Raw genomic sequence first — 18,479 nt, 5'->3', positions numbered from 1 at the left:
GTGCCCAAAATTTCTTTTGGGCACATCTAACCAATCAATCATAAGGCTAAAATTAATTCTTCTTTCTCATAGAATTAACCAAACTTTATAGCCTCCCAATTTTGGTCGGCTTTTTCTTGTAAACCTTTCACATTTTTTTTGCGCCACTTTTTTAAGGTGTTATTTCCCCACGAATTGTAAAATAAATAGAGTTTACCGTTTCTAATTTCGAAGGTCTTGGGGTTAATATCCACTTTCTTCGAATTAACAGCAATGGCATAGGCACAATAGCCTCCGTATTGCGGAATATATTTAGTGGGATTTTCCAAAAATGTGTTTAAATTTTCTTCAGAACTAAACTTGAATTTTACGCCATCATAACGCGTGCTATATTGTTCTTCTCCTTCTACAGCCTTATTTTGAAAATAAGCTACAACATCGTATCCTTTGGCAACATAACCATCTTTAGTGTTGTAATCTATGGTTTGCGAAAAAAGAGAAGTGGATGCGACTATCCAAATAATCAGAATATACCTCATAACTAAGAATTTGTAATATAGGTCGAAGGAATACTGAAAGCTTACAGCACCATTAAATTACAACCACGTATATCTGAATTATCAAATCTTCCGATCACTTCAAATTGTCCATTATCATGTACCTTTCCGAGATCCTGTGTGGCTATGAACGCGCAAGAGTTAATATTTGCCAAGTCAATGATATTTATTCCACCCGTTTTATTTGCTGGCTGTAGAGCGAATGGGTCTTCCGTATCTCGTGTAATGACTTTCATCCATGGTGGGCATTCAAAAACACCACGACCTTTAGAGTAAGCCTGACTCAATAATTCTGTCATACCATACTCGCTGTGAATATCGTCAACGCCGAAACCAGCTTTTAAAATGCTTTGAAGTTCTTGACGAATCATTTCCTTTCGTCGACCTTTCATGCCGCCAGTTTCCATAATAATGGTATTACTGAGTTCAAATTGAAATTGTTCTACTAAATCTAATAACGCAAAAGATACACCAATAAGAAGTGTCTTCTGATTTTTGGCTTCTAGTTGTTCAATTATTTTTGAAAGTTCCTTGAGGTTATTCAAAAAGAAGCCGCTTTCCGGATGTTGAGATCTCTTAATAAGATCATTCACCATATAAATCAGTGAAGAGCCATCGCGTTCTAAATATGAAGGCAGCAAGGCTAATATGGCATAATCGTCTATGTTGCCATAAAAATGTTTGAATGCGTTGATGTAGCTTTCTTGATAAAGGGCAATATCAGTAACTAGGTGCTTACTTGTAGCAGCGCCTGTTGTTCCAGAACTGGTGAAGGTTTTTTCAATAGCGTTCTGTCCACAAACGACGTCATGACTTTTAAAAAATTGAATCGGTAAAAATGGAATGTCTCGAACCTGTTTTACATCAGATGGGTGCCTGTAAAGTAAGTCGCAAAATGATCGGTAAACCGGATTGTTTTCAAACTGTAATCTAAAGATATCTAGCGCTAGTGCCTCAAATTCTGCATCCGATTTTATATTAAAAATAGCATCTTTAGAAATCATTTCGCAAAAATATAGAAAATAAAAAAGCGCAACTAAATTTTAGTTGCGCTTTAAATATGATTAAAATAGTACTTATCTGATCACTAATTTTTTAGTGGTTGAAGCATTATTTTGAGAGATTTTAACAATGTAAACACCAGCTCTTAAATCTGAAACATTAAGTGAACTGTTAGTTAAAGTTGTTTGTTTAACCTGCTTACCTAAAATATCAAATACCTGAACATTCATAGCCTCATTATTTGGCGATGAGATCGTCACAAACCCAGTACTTGTTGGGTTAGGGTACATGGTCAATTCATTTAAGCCAACCGTTGGGATGGATAAAGTGTAGCTATCAATTGGGTAAGGACTTGTTGATGCACCGTTAGTACTACCGTCTAATTGTGTAGTTCCACTAAAGGTCCAGTTAGCTAACACAAAAGTGTTGCCGTCAGGTCCAGTAGAATTAACACGATACGCCCAACCATCTACGTAATCCCATGGTTCACCACTTCCGTCGGTATTGATATCACCGAAAACATCGATTACTTGTCCGTTTTCAAATAATTCAACGGCATCATCTCCATTTATTGATGCTGCACCAGATTCGTAAGGTGTTGCGCTTAATCCGAAGAATGTATTGAAATCAGCAGTCTGACCAGAAGCAACAACATAAATTACATCACCCGAACTAACAGCATCGGCAGGGAAGGTAAATTCTTCTCCGTCAGAACCACCACCATTATTGGCACTACCAACACCAAAAATACTTAAATCTGGGATGTCAGCTAAAGCTTGTAACTCAATACCCTTAGGGCTTGAACCATCTAGAGCGTCAAAAACACCCGTAATTACTAAAGCATTGGTCAAAGGATTGAACACAGAACCACTAAGATTTACCATTCTATCTGTAGCACCAGAACTAGTTACAGTAACATCGTCCATGTAGTCACCAACAGCTAATCCTTGACTTAATCTAGCATAAATAGTAGTACTAGCCACTGAACCTCCTGTTTCAGATAAAACAATAGGTGTTGTGCCGAATCCAGATCCTGAAGATGTACTAATTTCGAAGTTTGCTGGAGGCGTAACCGTAATATCTCCTGTTAGATCAGAACCTTCTACAGTGAATGATCCTTCGCCAGAAGGGCCAGCATTAAATTCATAATCGAGACCAGAAACGTCAGGTCCTGCTGTAATACTAGGAGAGGCTGCAAATCCATCAACGATACGAATGTTATCAACAGCGATATCCTCATCTCCAGAGTTGAAGGTAAAGGTTAATCTAATATCTAATGTTGTACCTGTTCCAAGGGCAGCAGAAAATTCTTGAAAAGTTGAAGTAATGGTAGTACCATCACCAGTTCCATCAAAATCTGTATCAATTGCAGGTTCAGAGTTTGAAGCACCAACAGCTTCAACTGCTAAAATGGTGCTATATCCGCCACCATCAATTTGTGCTTCTATGATTAAATTGTCAGCATCATCCCAGTCTTGATTAGTTCCATCATCATCTTCACCTAATAAAATAGCAAATGATAAATTTGAAAATCCATTGATATCAATTCCTGTAATATCAAGCGTTTGTGTTGCGCTTCCGCCGCTTCCTGAGGCATTTGCAGCATCAAGATCCATTCCTGCAAAGCAAAAATCACCATCAGTACCAGAAATTGTATAGAAAGTTCCAACGATAAGATCTGCAGCGTCTTCAGCCGTGTCATTCAAATTTGTTCTTCCGAAGAAATCTCCAAATCCATCACTAAATTCGACTTGAGAGGTCGTATACCTCGACCCATTTCCATCAGTTTCAAATGACTCTTGATAAACAGTGGTTTGACCAAATGAAATCAATGAAATAGAAAATAAAAGTAAAGCGTAAAGTTTTTTCATAATTGATAATTAATAATTAGAGTATAAATATACTAACATTTAGTGAGTATAGTTTAGCACACTTATCAATAAAAAGCTTTTTTACAATAAGTTAACATAGTTATTCTTGTAACCATCACAATACTAAGGTGTTTTAAGCAATGTTAGAGAATTGTTATCAATTTTGATAAAATGGCTATGTAATAAGATATATTATATCTTTACGGTAGCTTAAAATTAACTTAACAGTGAAAAAAAAGGATATTAAGATACTTCTGGTTGATGATGAGCCAGATATCTTAGAAATTGTAGGTTATAATTTATCTTCTGAAGGATATCAGGTTATAACTGGTGAAAATGGTGTTGAAGCCATAGAAAAAGCAAAAAAGCACAAGCCACATTTAATTATTCTCGATGTTATGATGCCTGAAATGGATGGCATTGAAGCGTGTGAGCGTATCCGTCAGGATTCTAAGCTCAACAATACGATCATTACTTTCTTAACTGCAAGAGGTGAGGATTATTCTCAGGTTGCTGGTTTTGAAGCTGGTGCCGATGATTATATCACAAAACCTATAAAGCCAAAAGTACTTGTAAGTAAAGTAAAGGCTTTACTGAGACGACTAAAAGAATCTGATAATACTGATGTAGCCATTAAAATAGGTGACTTAATTATCAATAGAGAAGAATACAAGATCACTAAAAAAGGAGAAGAGATTATCTTACCTAGAAAAGAGTTCGAATTATTATCTTTGTTAGCAACCAAGCCAGGTAAAGTTTTTAAGCGCGAAGAGATCTTAGATAAAGTCTGGGGGAACGAAGTGGTTGTAGGAGGAAGAACCATTGATGTTCACATCAGAAAACTTCGCGAAAAAATTGGTGATAAATCATTTAAAACGGTTAAAGGCGTTGGTTACAAGTTTGTAGATTAATGCAGAAACAAAGCCTTAAAAAAACATATAAGTTCGCCATTCGAACTTCACTATATGTTACGATTTTCGCAACACTCCTAGTGAGTGTTTTTTTGTATTACTATCACACTTTTAATTGGCAGGTAATACTCTTTCCTGTGATCTGTTTCCCCTTGTGTTTTGTGATCATCCAATATCGTGTAGAGCGTTTTATCTACAGGCGTGTTAAAAAAATATACGATGATCTTACGCTTCTCGAATCTACCAGTTTAAGACGCCAACCTATTACAACAGACATGGGAACGCTTACCAAGGAGATCGATAAGTATGCCAGAGATAGAAAGATTGAAATAGAAACTTTAAAGATCAGAGAGGAATACCGAAAGGAGTTTTTAGGAAATGTTTCCCACGAACTGAAAACACCACTATTTACGGTTCAAGGGTATATAGACACATTACTCGATGGTGGTATTGAGGATGAAAAAATCAGAAGAAAATACCTCAATCGTGCCAGCAAAGGTGTGGAACGACTCACCTATATTATTAAGGATCTTGATATGATTACAAAACTCGAAGTGGGCGATCTTAGATTAGATAAGGAAAACTTCGATATTATAAAGTTGGTTGAAAATGTCTTTGAGCTTTTCGAAATGAAAGCAGCCAAGAAAGAAATCTCGCTTACATTCGACATGGATTATCTCGAGCCAATTATGGTTTATGCCGACAAGGAACGTATTCAGCAAGTGCTTACAAACCTAATCGTTAATTCCATTAAATACGGACGTAAAAAAGGAACCACTGAAGTCAGCATTGAAAATCTCATAAAAAATAAAGCCATCATCAGAGTAACAGACAATGGTGAAGGGATTAAAGAAGAAAATCTAACAAGACTTTTCGAGCGTTTCTACAGAGTAGATAAAAGCGGATCTCGTAAAGAAGGCGGCTCAGGTTTAGGACTTTCTATAGTGAAGCATATCATTGAAGCGCACGACGAAAAAATGTATGTGGAAAGTGAATTGGGCGTCGGGAGTGAATTTTCATTTACCTTGGAAAAGGTTGAATAGCTTTTTAAAATTCACTTGATAGTTCATAGCCGTAAATCCTTTATAGTCTTCAATTTTACTTAGCATTTCAATTCTGAAATCCTTTTGAGTACTACAAGGTGCTATGCCCTCCAGATCATATTTTTCTGCTAAATATTCTTGCTCGAACTGTCCCGGCGTAGGAATAAAAAACGCCTTTTTTTCAAGCTTGGCATAATCCATTATGGAAGTATAGCCAGATCTGCCAAGGACGACTTTACTTTCATTAATGGCTGGTTCAAGTTGTTCACTCGTCATATAATTATAACTTGTGATGTTACCCTTTTCATTAATTTCTTGAGTGTCCTTAATCCTACCTTTAACAAAGCAGACCTGTCCATTAAAAGAATCAAGTTCATTTAATAATTTCTCTTCGAGAAACGTACGTTGAGGTTCTGGTCCAGAAAGCACAACCAGTAAATCATACTTAGTAGGCATTACCTTTTTATTAAATCGACTCAGCGGTCCTAAATATTTTACGGAAGACTGAAAACCTTCAGGATGTCCTAATTTTCCACTTAGATTATGCTCACCTAAATTATCCGGAACCCAGCACTCGTCAAACTTTTTAATGATCTTTTGATGTAACTTGCTGCTAAACCATGTAGTACTACCACTCAAAACTTTAAGCTGATGCGTTATAAAAACAGACGGTACAGATTTATGCCGAACTCCAAAGCGATTATCAGAAATAATTCCCGAAATATTTTCAGACTTTAAAAGAGCATCAACTGCTTTCTTCTCCTTTTTAATCGTCTTTAAAAGATGTGGTGAATCTTTAATAAGTTTGAACTTAAAACTACTGGCTTTTTTAGCATAAGTAATATTGTACGACGGTAGTTTTAGAGCTTTGAGATTCGGAAATTCCTTCCTCAACAATTCCAAGGCAACGCCATCACTGGCTATGATCGGTTCAAAATTGTGGTCAATGAGCGCTTTAATAATAGGAATACAGCGTGTTGCATGACCTAGGCCCCAATTTAATGGCGCAACTAAGATTTTTTTCCTTTCCTCATCGGATTCAGACATTCTCAAAAATATATAAAATTCAAGTCCTTAAAAATAAACCTAAAATGTTTCCTTAATTTTACCAAATTATTAATTGTAGATAGAAATCAATCAAATTAGTGGGAAGTAAAAATAAACTCAAACGATTCAAAGAAAACGAAACTTTTACAAACGTCTTTCAGCCAACACGTGACGAATTGACAAGCGGAAAATTTACCTTAAAGGGGCAATGGCGAAAAGATGTTTTCAAAAATGAAAACCCAATTGTTTTAGAATTGGGATGTGGTAAGGGTGAATATACTGTGGGTTTGGCACAACGTTATCCCGAAAAGAACTTTATTGGTATTGATATAAAGGGCGCCCGATTTTGGAGAGGCGCAAAAACGGCATTAGAAGAAAATATACCGAATGCCGCATTTATGAGAACACAAATTGAGCTTATAGAATTTGTTTTTAATGCGAATGAGGTCGATGAAATTTGGATCACCTTTCCAGATCCTCAGATTAAATATAAACGAACCAAACATCGATTAACTAATCTCAAGTTTCTAGAGCGCTATCAGAGCATATTGAAACCTAACGGATTAGTGCACCTAAAGACCGATAGCGAGTTTATGCACGGTTATACTTTGGGGTTACTTCATGGTTTGGGATACGAGGTGCTTTACGCAAACCACAACGTGTATAAACTTGAAGGTTCACCAGAGGAAGTCACCGAAATACAAACATTTTACGAAAACCAGTATTTAGAGAATGACAAAGCAATTACGTATATTAGATTCAAAATCAATTAAGGCTTGAGTATTACTGTTGTCTTTTTCCTCGGACTTTTTGTCTCATTAATTGGTGTGGTTCCACCAGGGTTGCTGAATATGACGGCAGCCAAGATCAGTTTAAAAGAAGGTCCAGGAAGAGGTATCACCTTTTCTTCGGGTGTATGCCTAATTGTATTTGTTCAGACTTACGTAGCGGCCATTTTCGCGAGATATTTGTCCAATAGACCAGATATAGTCGAAATTCTTCAACGTGTGGCCTTTGTAATTTTTGTTTTGATTACAATCTATTTTCTGATCATTGCCAGAACCATGAAGGAATCTAAAGTAGAAACCGATATCAGGAGCAAACAAAGTCGTTTTTTTCATGGCATGTTTTTATCAGCGCTCAATGTTTTTCCTATTCCATATCAAGCCTATATGACTATTACCATGGCTTCTTTTGGATGGATGGATTTTGAAAGAACCACCATTGTTACCTATGTCACAGGAGCAGCGATGGGGACTTTCGTGATGCTTTATATTTATATTTTCTTTTTTGAAAAGATCAAGGACAAAAATTTCACCTCTCAGAAAAGCATGAATTATAGCATAGGTATAATTACCGGAATAGTTGCTTTGATCACATTCATCAATATTTTAAGAGAACTGTAATGAAACCAGAAACTTTAGGTTTTTTCGAAAAGGTTTATGAAGTTGCCAGACAAATTCCATACGGAAGAGTAACGAGCTACGGCGCCATCGCCAGATATTTAGGAGCTACAAAAAGTGCCCGTATTGTCGGATATGCTATGAATGGTTCCTTCGGAAAAGATGTGCCTGCGCATCGTGTGGTAAATCGGAAAGGATTACTCACTGGAAAGCACCATTTTGAAGGCAGCCATTTGATGCAGCAATTGCTAGAGAATGAGGGTATCGAGGTCATTGATAATCAGATTCAGAATTTAGAGTCTGTGTTTTGGGATCCTTCCGAAGAAATGAGCTAAAAACCAACTATTAGCAAAGTAAATCTCCTCATTATTCAATTCAATTCAAGCCCTTCAAAATCTAAAGGTTTTGCAGTATCTTTGCGTTTAGAATAAATCTAGATAAGAAGTGAAGCTTAATAAACAAGATATATTAAATGCCCTAAGATCTATCACCGTCCCTGGTGAAGGTGCAAATATGGTAGACAGTGGTGCCGTTACTAACGTGGTGACCTTTGCTGATGAGGTGATCGTAGACATTACGATTAAAAATCCGAGTTTGCAGGCGCGTAAGAAAACAGAAGTTGAGATCTTGCAAACGATTCATAAAGAAGTTTATGAAAAAGCAAAGATCAAAGTCAACATCAAAGTGGACGCACCAGCACCAAAACCAAAGAATGAAATTAAAGGGAAACCAATTCCTGGAATTCAAAATATAGTCGCCGTAGCCTCAGGTAAAGGTGGTGTAGGTAAATCTACTGTAACGGCTAATTTAGCGGTTACCTTAGCTAAAATGGGATTTAAAGTTGGTGTTTTAGATGCAGATATCTACGGACCATCGATTCCAATAATGTTCGATGTGGCCAACGAACGACCATTGTCGGTAACTATCGACGGAAAGTCTAAGATGAAACCTATAGAGAATTATGGTGTCAAAGTTCTGTCGATAGGGTTTTTTACACGACCAGATCAAGCAGTAATCTGGAGAGGGCCTATGGCTTCTAAAGCATTAAATCAGATGATATTTGATGCAGCATGGGGCGAATTAGATTTCCTATTGCTCGATCTTCCTCCAGGAACAGGAGACATACATTTAAGTATTATGCAAGCCATGCCAATTACAGGTGCAGTTGTGGTGAGCACACCACAAAACGTTGCATTGGCTGATGCTAAAAAAGGTGTGGCGATGTTCCAACAAGATAGTATCAACGTTCCTGTTTTAGGAATCATTGAAAATATGGCGTATTTCACTCCAGATGAATTGCCAGAAAATAAATATTATATCTTTGGAAAAGAGGGTGCTAAAAACTTAGCTGAAGACCTCGATGTTCCGTTTATAGGTGAAGTGCCATTGGTACAAAGTGTAAGAGAAGCTGGAGATGTCGGAAGACCGGCCGCTTTACAAACGGCAACACCAATTGAAGAAGCTTTTGAAGAACTGACACGAAACGTCGTTCAGCAGGTGGTTTTCAGAAATGAGAATTTACCAGCTACAGAAGCAATAAAAATTACAACAATGGCAGGTTGCTCTGCCGTAAATAAAAAGTAGATGAGCTCAGAAGAACTGAAATTAAACGTAGAAAAAGCACTAGATGAGATCCGTCCGTTTTTACAAAGCGACGGTGGTGATATCAATTTACTTTCAATTGATGATGATAAATTAGTGAAGGTGCAACTTGTTGGTGCATGCACATCTTGTAGTGTGAACCAGATGACCTTAAAATCTGGTGTTGAGATGACCATTAAAAAATATGCACCACAAATAGAACGTGTTATTAATGTAGAATAGTGAATGTGACATTTATCACATTTTACTTTGATTTGCATTAGTAGTTTTGTTTCCAATTCTTAATTTATGATTACGACCGATATACTGATTATAGGTGCTGGACCCACTGGACTTTTTACTGTTTTTGAAGCCGGACTCTTAAAACTTAAGTGTCATCTTATTGATGCTCTACCACAGCCAGGCGGACAATGTTCAGAGATCTACCCAAAGAAGCCCATTTACGATATTCCTGCATATCCAGAAATTTTAGCCGGTGACCTTACTGAAAAACTTTTAGAACAGTGTAAACAGTTTGAACCTGGTTTCACTCTTGGAGAGCGTGCCGAGACCATTGAAAAACAAGACGACGGAACTTTTATTGTTACTACAAATAAAGGGACCAAACACCATGCGCCAGTTGTTGCAATTGCAGGCGGATTAGGGAGTTTTGAACCTCGTAAACCTTTAATTGATAATATAAGCGATTATGAAGATAAAGGTGTTGAGTATATGATCAAGGAACCTGAGATGTATCGCGATAAGAACGTTGTTATTGCTGGTGGTGGCGATTCAGCTTTAGATTGGACGATCTTCCTTGCTGATGTGGCTTCGAGTGTAACTTTAGTGCATCGAAGAAATGAATTTAGAGGTCATCTAGACTCAGTTGAGAAAGTTCAGGAACTCAAAAGTGCAGGAAAAATCAATTTAATTACACCAGCTGAGATCACAGCGATTAATGGCGATGGCAAAGTCGAAAGTGTTGAGGTGACGAAGAAAGATGATGCACCTGTAAATATCGAGACCGATCATTTCATTCCACTCTTTGGTCTTTCACCTAAATTAGGTCCGATTGCAAATTGGGGCTTAGAAATTGAAAAGAACGCCATTAAGGTTAATAATGCGCTAGATTATCAGACCAATATCCCAGGAATTTTTGCCATTGGAGATGTAAATACCTATCCAGGAAAGTTAAAGTTGATACTTTGTGGATTTCATGAAGCAACTTTAATGTGTCAGGCGGCTTATAAAATTATTCACCCCGGAAAACGATATGTTTTGAAATATACTACAGTTTCGGGTGTTGATGGATTTGATGGTACGCGAAAGGAAGCACCTAAAGCCGTTGTAAAAGCGATTCAGTAATTTTGGAAAACCAAGACATTAACATAACAATTATCGATCGTGATGGTGTAACCCATAAAATTGAAGCACCTACAGATATGGCCATGAACCTAATGGAAGTTGTGCGTTCTTACGAACTAGCGCCTGAAGGGACTATAGGTGTTTGTGGCGGCATGGCGATGTGTGCCTCTTGCCAATGTTATGTGTTAAGCGATACTGAACTGCCAGAAATGCAAGATGATGAAGAAGCCATGTTATCTGAGGCGTTTTATGTTCAGGATAATTCGCGTTTAGGCTGCCAAATTCAAATGACTCCCGAAATGGAAGGTCTAGAGGTGGAGTTGGCACCAGAGAGTTAATCGAATTTCAAAATAGATATATGAATCGTATCTTTCTTTTTGCCCTAATTTTCGGGTTTAATGTTGCCTCGGGGCAAGTTCAGAATGGATTGGTAAAAAATACACTCAACAACTTTAAAGCCAACTATTACCTCACAGATAACTTAACCGAACAACTCAGTTTATTCGATTATTGGTTTTTTATAGATTATTCAGCCAATAGTGTTGATGATTATCTTCACTTCGATGAAAGATTCAATGGTAAGGTAAAAGAAATTATTACCAAAGTATACGAAGTTTTTAGCAACAAAGAGCAGGAGTTGAAGGGTGAGCGAAACGAAACCTTCAACACTTACAACCAAAAACTAATCGTAAAGGATATAGAAAATGGGCCTTCGGATGAGTTGAGTATTAGAACGCGTTACTACGAATATGATGCCAATCAAAAGCTAACGGCTTTAAAAAGTAAAATCTATTACTTAGACGATAATCAGGAGGATATTGAGATAGAAAACAATTTTTTCAAACACTATAAAGATTCAATTGTGATGACTCGTAGTGAGGAGGAAATAAGAACATTTTTTAAAGATAAATCCTCTAATAGCCATACTACAGAACCTTTAAATAGACTCTTCACATTTCATACTAAAAATGGTAGAATTATTAAAAAAATCGGTGGGCTAACACATGATGAAGACGGTACAGAACATACCATGATAAACTATAATGAAAACGGTTATGAAATATCGGGTTTAAGCTATTTTTCTACACCATTTGAAGGTACGGTTACTCACCATAAAGATCGCAGTGAGATCGAAATAATACAAGTATATCCAAGCTATGATATGAATGTTTCTCATAAATTAATTTATAAGTACGATGAGCATCAAAATATAATACGTGTTAAGCTTTATTTTTTGAAAAAGAATGGTATAGAATTAGAGAAACCAGAGCTTACCTATGATGAAAAGTTTGTCTATAAATACGATAAATACAACAATTGGATTTCTAAGAAACATATCAATCTCATTAAAAATAAAACCTTTTTGTATACAAGAGAGATCACGTATTAGATAAGCATTCCAAGGGCTAATCAGTTTTGTATGCAATTAATGGTGTCGGTCCTTCTAGTAATACTCTTACTATTTTTAAAGTTCCGTCATCAGTAGTAGAGATTTGCCATTTAATGAGTGATATTTTCCCAGCTTCGATCTCTAATCCAGTAATACTTCTTGGATGTACACAACTACCATCATTAAAAAAAGCAATATCGCCTGGTTCAGGGAAACGCGGTCTGTGCGTATGACCAGCAATAGTTAGAAGATTATCATTATCAACGATCCATTTCTTGGTGCGGCGTTCTACCTTAATAAGCTCTTTGTAGTTTTTGGCTGGGCTAGTCGGATCTGCAATACCCATAACATTTAGAGGTTTCCAGAGAATCCTCACCAAAAACCGACTCCACTTCCAAAAGATATAATTCCACCAATCGGCCTGATGACCATGACATAAAAACAACTCCTGTTGCGTCTCAGAATGCTTCAAAACAATGCCTTCATGATATTTTATATCACAGAAAAGCTCTACATCCTCACCAATTTTTGGATCGAAATACATAGATAAATGCTTTTCAACATAATTCGGATTGCGATATACCATATCATGATTTCCCCAAATCATGTGCAATCGCCCTTCTTCATGAAATTGTTTCATGAGCAGGTAAACATTTTTATGCGCGTTCAATAGAGATTCAAAAGAAAGATTTTCCCATAGTTCATCACCATCACCCAATTCACAATAATTAAATCCCTCATTGTAGTAATGCTTTAAAGCATGAAAATATATATTTCGATTGTTGGCAAAATCGTCGGCAAAGCTATTATCACCACGATGACAATCACTAAACATGATAAATTTTGAAGTATCATCGAATGGAATGCGCGGAGCATTCTTATAAGCACGATCTAATCTCGATTTTGAAGACATAAATCGAAATTACACAATTTATTCCATTAAAATTTGAAACGCCAAAGGAAGTAACTGCGTCACCAAATTAGAATAGGCCAATTCCGAAGGATGAAGATTATCTGAAGCAATAAGTTCTGGGTTGGTAAGCCCATCGAAAATCAGATCTTGTGCATCAATAAAACTGTAATTATTCGTATTACAATAATTTATTATGAATTGATTATACATGGTGAGTTCTTCGGTAATGACCGGACCTCCAAAACCTTGTCCAAAGCCCGTATTTGCATAATCAGGAATAGTTAGAATAATGACATTGGCTTTGTTTCCTTGTGCCAGATCTGTGGCAGTTGCAACAAGCTCCGGAAACTCGGTTTCAAACATTGAAAATGGTCTATTTTGAAATTGATTATTAACGCCAATACATAAAGTCACAAGATCGAAAGTAGAATTTGGATTTTCCGATTCTATGCCGTCTATAAGATTTGAAGTATTCCAACCGGTTTCTGCAATAACACTAAGGTTGAAGATGTCTTGAGAATTAAATCTGGTTTTTAAACTGTCTCTTAGTTGTTCTGGATAACCGCAGGTTTCGCATACGCCTTCTCCCTTGGTGTAACTGTCACCAAGTGAAAGCATATTAAAAGTTTGTGGTATTGGAGGTGCTTCAGTGTTGTCCGATTCGCAACTGATAGTGCAAATCACAATCAATAAAAGCAGAGCAATCTTTTTCATAAATGTAAAGATACGACATCCTTATCAACCAAAAAGCCTTTCAAATTTTGAAAGGCTTTTGGTTTAATGTTTAAAAAACTTAATTCGGTTTTTCTTCAAGCTTAACACCATGAAATGGACAGTACGACCATTTGCCGCTATGTTCTTTATTAGTTTCAGGACAAATCTTTTCTTCTAGAAGACTAGCCAACGGTAGTGATACTTCTTTGCTAAATTCGCCTAATTCAAATTTTAATGATTCGGTTCCGTAAGGATCAATAGGGATAATTTTGTTGTTCTTATCTGGGCTTTCAAAAACATAGAACTGCATATTTTCTCCCATTGCACCCATAAGATTTTTCATCATCGGCTTCATCATAGATATGAAGTTCATTGTGTCAGGATTTAAGTCATCCGTCTCAATCATTTTGAGTTCTTCGCCTTTATAAGTTACATTAATCTGCTTTTTGATAATGCTTTCATCCTCATAGGTAATGCCACCGAACATACCAACTTTTCCTTTTAATACCATTACAAAGACATAATCTTCTACGAGATCGATGATTTGTTCAGTTTCACTTTCTGAAGCTGTAGGATCTTGAGAAAAAACCACATTCCAATATTCAGTTGGTATCCACCAAATTAATTCAACGGCGTCTGGTGAGTCACTGGCATATTGTGTGTCGGTCGTTAATTCATCGATGCTAACTTCTTCAAAACTTTTTTGCTGAGCAGTAATGAACGAAAAGCTTAGAACTGCGAGTAGTGTAAAAAATATCTTCATATGTTTTATTTGAAAGCGTTCAATCCAGTAATATCTAATCCTGTAATTAAAAGGTGAATATCGTGAGTACCTTCGTAAGTGATTACACTTTCTAAATTCATAGAGTGACGCATAATGCTATACTCACCAGTAATTCCCATTCCACCTAAAATTTGTCGAGCTTCTCTAGCAATGTTTATCGCCATTTCCACATTATTTCGTTTCGCCATAGAAATCTGTGCTGAAGTCGCTTTGCCTTCATTTCGTAATACACCAAGTCGCCATGTTAGCATCTGAGCTTTGGTGATCTCCGTGATCATTTCGGCTAATTTCTTTTGTTGTAATTGAAATTGTCCTATTGGTTTTCCAAACTGTAAGCGCTCTTTACTATATCTCAAAGCGGTATCGTAGCAATCCATAGCTGCGCCAATAGCACCCCAAGCAATTCCGTAACGTGCAGAATCTAAACATCCTAAAGGTGCACCCAATCCAGATTTGTTTGGTAATAAATTTTCTTTCGGAACTTTTACGTTGTCAAAAATAAGCTCTCCAGTCGCGGAGGCTCTTAACGACCATTTGTTATGTGTTTCGGGTGTTGAAAATCCTTCCATACCACGCTCAACAATAAGTCCGTGAATACGTCCTTCTTCATTTTTTGCCCATACTACTGCCACTTGGCAAAACGGTGCATTACTAATCCACATCTTAGCGCCATTTAGTAAATAATGGTCGCCCATATCTTTGTAATTGGTCGTCATGCCGCCTGGATTACTACCGTGATCTGGTTCAGTTAAACCAAAGGAACCCATCCATTCACCAGAAGCTAACTTCGGAAGAAATTTTTGGCGTTGTTCTTCGGTACCATATTTCCAAATAGGATACATTACTAATGAAGATTGTACTGAAGCTGTACTTCGAACACCAGAATCACCGCGTTCTATTTCCTGCATAATAAGACCGTAGGAAATTTGGTCTAGGCCTGCGCCTCCATATTCTTCAGGAATGTATGGTCCGAACGCTCCAATTTCTGCTAAACCATCAATGATTTGAGTAGGGAATTCAGCACGTTGAGCATAATCTTCAATAATTGGTGATACATCTCGCTTCACCCATTCTCTTGCAGCATCACGAACCAATTTATGTTCTTCGGTTAGCAATTCATCAAGGTTATAATAATCGGGAGCTTCAAATAGATCTGGTTTCATTTTAAGATGCTTTTATACGTTTTAAATGATAGTTGCAGGAATACATTTTGTTGAAATACCTGACTTGGGCAAATGTAACGAAAACGTTTTCAATGCCCAACGAATGCTTACATTTTCAGATAAAAATCTTTAGTAAGATTGATGTAATCTTCAGTGTATTGATGTCTGCCTTCTTCTATTACCAATTCATTGGTTTCAATTTTTGTTTGAATAAATGAAAATTCGATAAGGCTGCGTTTTATATCAGAGTCTGGATTTCCTCTAATATGAAGTATTCTGTTTGGATATAAATTTCCTTTTGAAGCCAACTCTATAAATCCTTGCTCTTCCTTTTTCGGAATGATAACAGAAAATAATCCATTGTCTGACAGCAAATTTGCAACAGCATATATAAGATGTTCAAAAGGCATGGCATCATTAAAGCGTGCCATATCTCTTGATGCGTCACTAGTTTTAAAATCTTCAGAATAGAAAGGTGGATTGCAAATGATAAGATCGAAGTGATCGTCAACCTCTTCAACAAATTCTAGTAAGGATGCATGATAACAAAATAAGCGATCATTCCACGCTGAGTTTTCGAAATTTGCGGCGCACTGTTCATAAGCGTCAGCATCAATTTCAATGGCCTCGATCCGTTGAGCAGTGCTTCTTTGTGCGATCATCAATGCTAAAATTCCAGTACCGGAACCAATATCCAAAACAGAAAATGGATGGTTTGAGATCGAAGTCCAAGCGCCCAATAGAACACCATCAGTGCCCACTTTCATGGCGCAACGATCTTGGTGAATTGTAAATTGTTTGAATTTGAAAGGTTTACTCATTTAGTCGAGATATAAATCTATGAGTCCTTCTGGTGTATTGACTTCAATTATTTTACTTTCTCTATCGACCTTCACAATGAATTCATCATTCATAGGTATTAGAATTTCTACTCCATTTCTGTCAACTTCAAATAAAGCTTGCGCTGTGGAATCATTAATTGCGGTTATGACACCAACTTCCCCATAATTAGAATCTTTGATGGTGAATCCGATCACTTCATGGAAATAAAACTTATTGCCCTCGAGTTTAGGAAGCAAGTCTAACGGTAAGTACAGATCGGTCTTCAATAAACTTTCAGCGTCTGGTTCTGTATCCACATCTTCAAACTTAATCCGAAGTAGATCTGATTTATGTAGTTGAGATGATTCAATAAAAAAGGGGACAAGGTTTCCTCTAAGATCAACAAATATGGCATCGAGATTACTGTAAAGATCGGGTTCATCTGTATCGAGTTTTGCCAATAACTCGCCTTTGAAACTGTACTTTTTAACGATTTTACCTAAATAAAAGCAATCCTCTTTTTTCATGGAATACTAGAAATAAAAAACCCTGACGATTACCGTCAGGGTTAAAAGTATAAAAATAAATTTTTTATTCTTCTTCGTTTGAAGCAGTAGCCTCTTCGGCAACCTCTTCAACAACTTCCTCAACAACAGGAGCTGCTGCAGCAATACGAGCTTCGTTTACTGCTTTTTCAGCCTCTAGTGCTTTCGCTTTTGCATCAGCACTTGCTTTGGATAATCCGTCAGCTTTCGCTTGGATTTTTGCTGCTTTTTCTTCTAACCAAGCATTGAATTTAGCTTCAGCTTGCTCTTCAGTTAAAGCGCCTTTTTTCACACCACCAGCTAAATGCTTCTTTAATAAAGCACCTTTGTAAGATAAAATAGCTCTTGCAGTGTCAGTTGGTTGTGCACCATTTTCTAACCACTTTACAGCGCCATCTACATCTAAGTCAATTGTTGCAGGATTTGTGTTTGGGTTGTAAGCACCTAATTTTTCTAGGTATTTACCATCTCTTTTAGCGCGAGAATCCGCTGCTACAATCCAGTAATAAGGTTTTCCTTTCTTACCGTGTCTTTGTAATCTAATTTTTACAGGCATAATAATTAATTAGTGAGGTTCTCGACCTCTGTTATTAATGAGAGCCTAGCTGACATATCGTTATACGTCGTTAAGGCGGGCGCAAAGATAATCTATTTTTTTAATAATTAAGTGTTTTTCTGGTTTTTAACTGAAAGATGTTCACTTTAACCAAAAGAAGAATTCTAGATGTTTCTAGTATCAAAAATTATTATACTTTTGGGACTCTTGTTTCGTTATATGAAGAAGCAGAGATAAATTAGTATTTAGGCAATGAAAAAACTGGTCCTCTTATCTTTTGTAATTATTACTTTTTTTGGTTGTGGTGATGAAATCAGATTTAACACTCCAGCCATGCAGGCAAATCGTGAAGGTGAAACATGGAGAGCAACGTATTTTGCGGCAGATATTGATTTTGGTGGATTTCTTGTAGAAGGCGGTATGGGCCTTGAAGTTTTACAACTTGTAACCCCAACCGATGGTACAGGCACCTTTAGTCTTGGGGAAAATAGTAGTGCATACGCTGTCTTTAGAGATTTTGATGGCACGGTATATTCCACTAGGAACAATCCAGATCCAAGTGTAAGTATATATCCAGTTGAAGGAACAATCAGTGTTCAGGAAATTGATAATAATGCAGATCCCAAACTCATTAGTGGAGAATTTAATTTTACAGCCTTTTCTGAAGATGGTCTTAGATCGGTTAATTTTATAGACGGTGTTTTTAATCGTGTGTCCTTAATTGGAGGTCTCGAAGTTATCAACGATTAACTAAAAAACGTATTTATTTTAAAATATCAGGCACTGTTTTTACAGTGCTTTTTTTGTTTACAACTGTTTATAACTTTAGTTTA

The 18,479-nt window shown here is 36.8% G+C and carries 22 protein-coding genes; 11 read left to right on the top strand and 11 right to left on the bottom strand.

The window, feature by feature from the left end; translation table 11 throughout:
• Positions 1 to 74: 74 nt before the first annotated feature.
• The 3 genes from DDY94_RS01950 to DDY94_RS01940 all read right to left on the bottom strand — a co-directional run bounded on the left by DDY94_RS01950 (position 75) and on the right by DDY94_RS01940 (position 3,409).
• A complete protein-coding gene (locus DDY94_RS01950; protein WP_111682338.1) occupies positions 75 to 518 on the bottom strand; it encodes a YHS domain-containing (seleno)protein in 444 nt (147 codons plus the stop codon).
• Between the two features lie 41 nt (positions 519 to 559).
• On the bottom strand, positions 560 to 1,540 hold the full coding sequence (locus DDY94_RS01945) for a LuxE/PaaK family acyltransferase (RefSeq protein ID WP_111682337.1): 981 nt from the start codon (positions 1,538 to 1,540) through the stop codon (positions 560 to 562).
• Positions 1,541 to 1,612: 72 nt separating this feature from the next.
• On the bottom strand, positions 1,613 to 3,409 hold the full coding sequence (locus DDY94_RS01940; RefSeq protein WP_111682336.1) for a T9SS type A sorting domain-containing protein: 1,797 nt from the start codon (positions 3,407 to 3,409) through the stop codon (positions 1,613 to 1,615).
• Positions 3,410 to 3,636: 227 nt separating this feature from the next.
• Between DDY94_RS01940 and DDY94_RS01935 the strand changes: the two genes are divergently transcribed.
• Together DDY94_RS01935 and DDY94_RS01930 are read left to right on the top strand one after the other, a co-directional pair.
• The gene (locus DDY94_RS01935) at positions 3,637 to 4,320 is read left to right on the top strand and encodes a response regulator transcription factor (RefSeq protein ID WP_111682335.1); all 684 of its coding nucleotides are present in this window, start codon (positions 3,637 to 3,639) and stop codon (positions 4,318 to 4,320) included.
• Complete coding sequence (locus tag DDY94_RS01930; protein ID WP_111682334.1) at positions 4,320 to 5,363, top strand: sensor histidine kinase; 1,044 nt, start codon at positions 4,320 to 4,322, stop codon at positions 5,361 to 5,363. Before DDY94_RS01935 ends, DDY94_RS01930 begins: the two co-directional genes overlap by 1 nt.
• On the opposite strand, the gene DDY94_RS01925 is transcribed toward DDY94_RS01930, so the two are convergent.
• Complete coding sequence (locus DDY94_RS01925; protein WP_111682333.1) at positions 5,337 to 6,410, bottom strand: glycosyltransferase; 1,074 nt, start codon at positions 6,408 to 6,410, stop codon at positions 5,337 to 5,339. The genes DDY94_RS01930 and DDY94_RS01925 overlap by 27 nt on opposite strands.
• Before the next feature lie 98 nt (positions 6,411 to 6,508).
• Here DDY94_RS01925 and trmB point away from each other — a divergent pair, with 98 nt between their 5' ends.
• The 8 genes from trmB to DDY94_RS01885 all read left to right on the top strand — a co-directional run bounded on the left by trmB (position 6,509) and on the right by DDY94_RS01885 (position 12,149).
• Positions 6,509 to 7,183, top strand: coding sequence for a tRNA (guanosine(46)-N7)-methyltransferase TrmB (trmB, locus tag DDY94_RS01920; protein WP_111682332.1), 675 nt, complete (start codon positions 6,509 to 6,511; stop codon positions 7,181 to 7,183).
• A gap of 3 nt (positions 7,184 to 7,186) precedes the next feature.
• Positions 7,187 to 7,816 carry a lysine transporter LysE gene (locus DDY94_RS01915; RefSeq protein ID WP_111682331.1) on the top strand — a complete coding sequence of 210 codons (630 nt, stop codon included), beginning with the start codon at positions 7,187 to 7,189 and terminating at the stop codon, positions 7,814 to 7,816.
• A complete protein-coding gene (locus DDY94_RS01910) occupies positions 7,816 to 8,148 on the top strand; it encodes an MGMT family protein (RefSeq protein ID WP_111682330.1) in 333 nt (110 codons plus the stop codon). The genes DDY94_RS01915 and DDY94_RS01910 overlap by 1 nt, the downstream gene beginning before the upstream one ends.
• A 109-nt stretch (positions 8,149 to 8,257) precedes the next feature.
• On the top strand, positions 8,258 to 9,397 hold the full coding sequence (locus DDY94_RS01905; protein ID WP_111682329.1) for an Mrp/NBP35 family ATP-binding protein: 1,140 nt from the start codon (positions 8,258 to 8,260) through the stop codon (positions 9,395 to 9,397).
• Positions 9,398 to 9,637 carry a NifU family protein gene (locus tag DDY94_RS01900; RefSeq protein WP_111682328.1) on the top strand — a complete coding sequence of 80 codons (240 nt, stop codon included), beginning with the start codon at positions 9,398 to 9,400 and terminating at the stop codon, positions 9,635 to 9,637.
• A gap of 66 nt (positions 9,638 to 9,703) precedes the next feature.
• Positions 9,704 to 10,759 carry an NAD(P)/FAD-dependent oxidoreductase gene (locus tag DDY94_RS01895; protein WP_111682327.1) on the top strand — a complete coding sequence of 352 codons (1,056 nt, stop codon included), beginning with the start codon at positions 9,704 to 9,706 and terminating at the stop codon, positions 10,757 to 10,759.
• Between the two features lie 2 nt (positions 10,760 to 10,761).
• A complete protein-coding gene (locus DDY94_RS01890) occupies positions 10,762 to 11,097 on the top strand; it encodes a 2Fe-2S iron-sulfur cluster-binding family protein (protein ID WP_111682326.1) in 336 nt (111 codons plus the stop codon).
• A 20-nt stretch (positions 11,098 to 11,117) separates the two neighbouring features.
• On the top strand, positions 11,118 to 12,149 hold the full coding sequence (locus tag DDY94_RS01885; RefSeq protein ID WP_111682325.1) for a hypothetical protein: 1,032 nt from the start codon (positions 11,118 to 11,120) through the stop codon (positions 12,147 to 12,149).
• A 16-nt stretch (positions 12,150 to 12,165) separates the two neighbouring features.
• On the opposite strand, the gene DDY94_RS01880 is transcribed toward DDY94_RS01885, so the two are convergent.
• From DDY94_RS01880 to DDY94_RS01850, 7 genes are all read right to left on the bottom strand, one after another.
• On the bottom strand, positions 12,166 to 13,062 hold the full coding sequence (locus tag DDY94_RS01880; RefSeq protein ID WP_111682324.1) for a metallophosphoesterase family protein: 897 nt from the start codon (positions 13,060 to 13,062) through the stop codon (positions 12,166 to 12,168).
• A gap of 18 nt (positions 13,063 to 13,080) precedes the next feature.
• A complete protein-coding gene (locus DDY94_RS01875; protein WP_111682323.1) occupies positions 13,081 to 13,776 on the bottom strand; it encodes an SGNH/GDSL hydrolase family protein in 696 nt (231 codons plus the stop codon).
• A gap of 79 nt (positions 13,777 to 13,855) precedes the next feature.
• Entirely contained in the window at positions 13,856 to 14,539 is a 684-nt protein-coding gene (locus tag DDY94_RS01870) for a hypothetical protein (protein WP_111682322.1), read from the bottom strand.
• A 5-nt stretch (positions 14,540 to 14,544) separates the two neighbouring features.
• Positions 14,545 to 15,723, bottom strand: a complete 1,179-nt coding sequence (locus tag DDY94_RS01865) for an acyl-CoA dehydrogenase family protein (RefSeq protein ID WP_111682321.1) — start codon at positions 15,721 to 15,723, stop codon at positions 14,545 to 14,547.
• Positions 15,724 to 15,830: 107 nt separating this feature from the next.
• Positions 15,831 to 16,544 (bottom strand): tRNA1(Val) (adenine(37)-N6)-methyltransferase, encoded by a 714-nt coding sequence (locus tag DDY94_RS01860; RefSeq protein WP_111682320.1) that lies wholly within the window; start codon positions 16,542 to 16,544, stop codon positions 15,831 to 15,833.
• The gene (gene rimM, locus DDY94_RS01855) at positions 16,545 to 17,072 is read right to left on the bottom strand and encodes a ribosome maturation factor RimM (RefSeq protein ID WP_111682319.1); all 528 of its coding nucleotides are present in this window, start codon (positions 17,070 to 17,072) and stop codon (positions 16,545 to 16,547) included. It lies immediately after the preceding gene.
• Between the two features lie 64 nt (positions 17,073 to 17,136).
• Positions 17,137 to 17,646: a 30S ribosomal protein S16 gene (locus tag DDY94_RS01850; RefSeq protein WP_111682318.1), complete on the bottom strand. Its 510-nt coding sequence runs from the start codon at positions 17,644 to 17,646 to the stop codon at positions 17,137 to 17,139.
• 252 nt (positions 17,647 to 17,898) lie between these two features.
• Between DDY94_RS01850 and DDY94_RS01845 the strand changes: the two genes are divergently transcribed.
• A complete protein-coding gene (locus tag DDY94_RS01845) occupies positions 17,899 to 18,396 on the top strand; it encodes a DUF6252 family protein (RefSeq protein WP_111682317.1) in 498 nt (165 codons plus the stop codon).
• The last annotated feature ends 83 nt before the right edge of the window (positions 18,397 to 18,479 follow it).

The sequence above is a fragment of the Winogradskyella tangerina genome, from assembly GCF_003260205.1.
GTDB classification, from domain to species: domain Bacteria; phylum Bacteroidota; class Bacteroidia; order Flavobacteriales; family Flavobacteriaceae; genus Winogradskyella; species Winogradskyella tangerina.
This window is presented reverse-complemented; position numbering and strand designations above follow the sequence as displayed.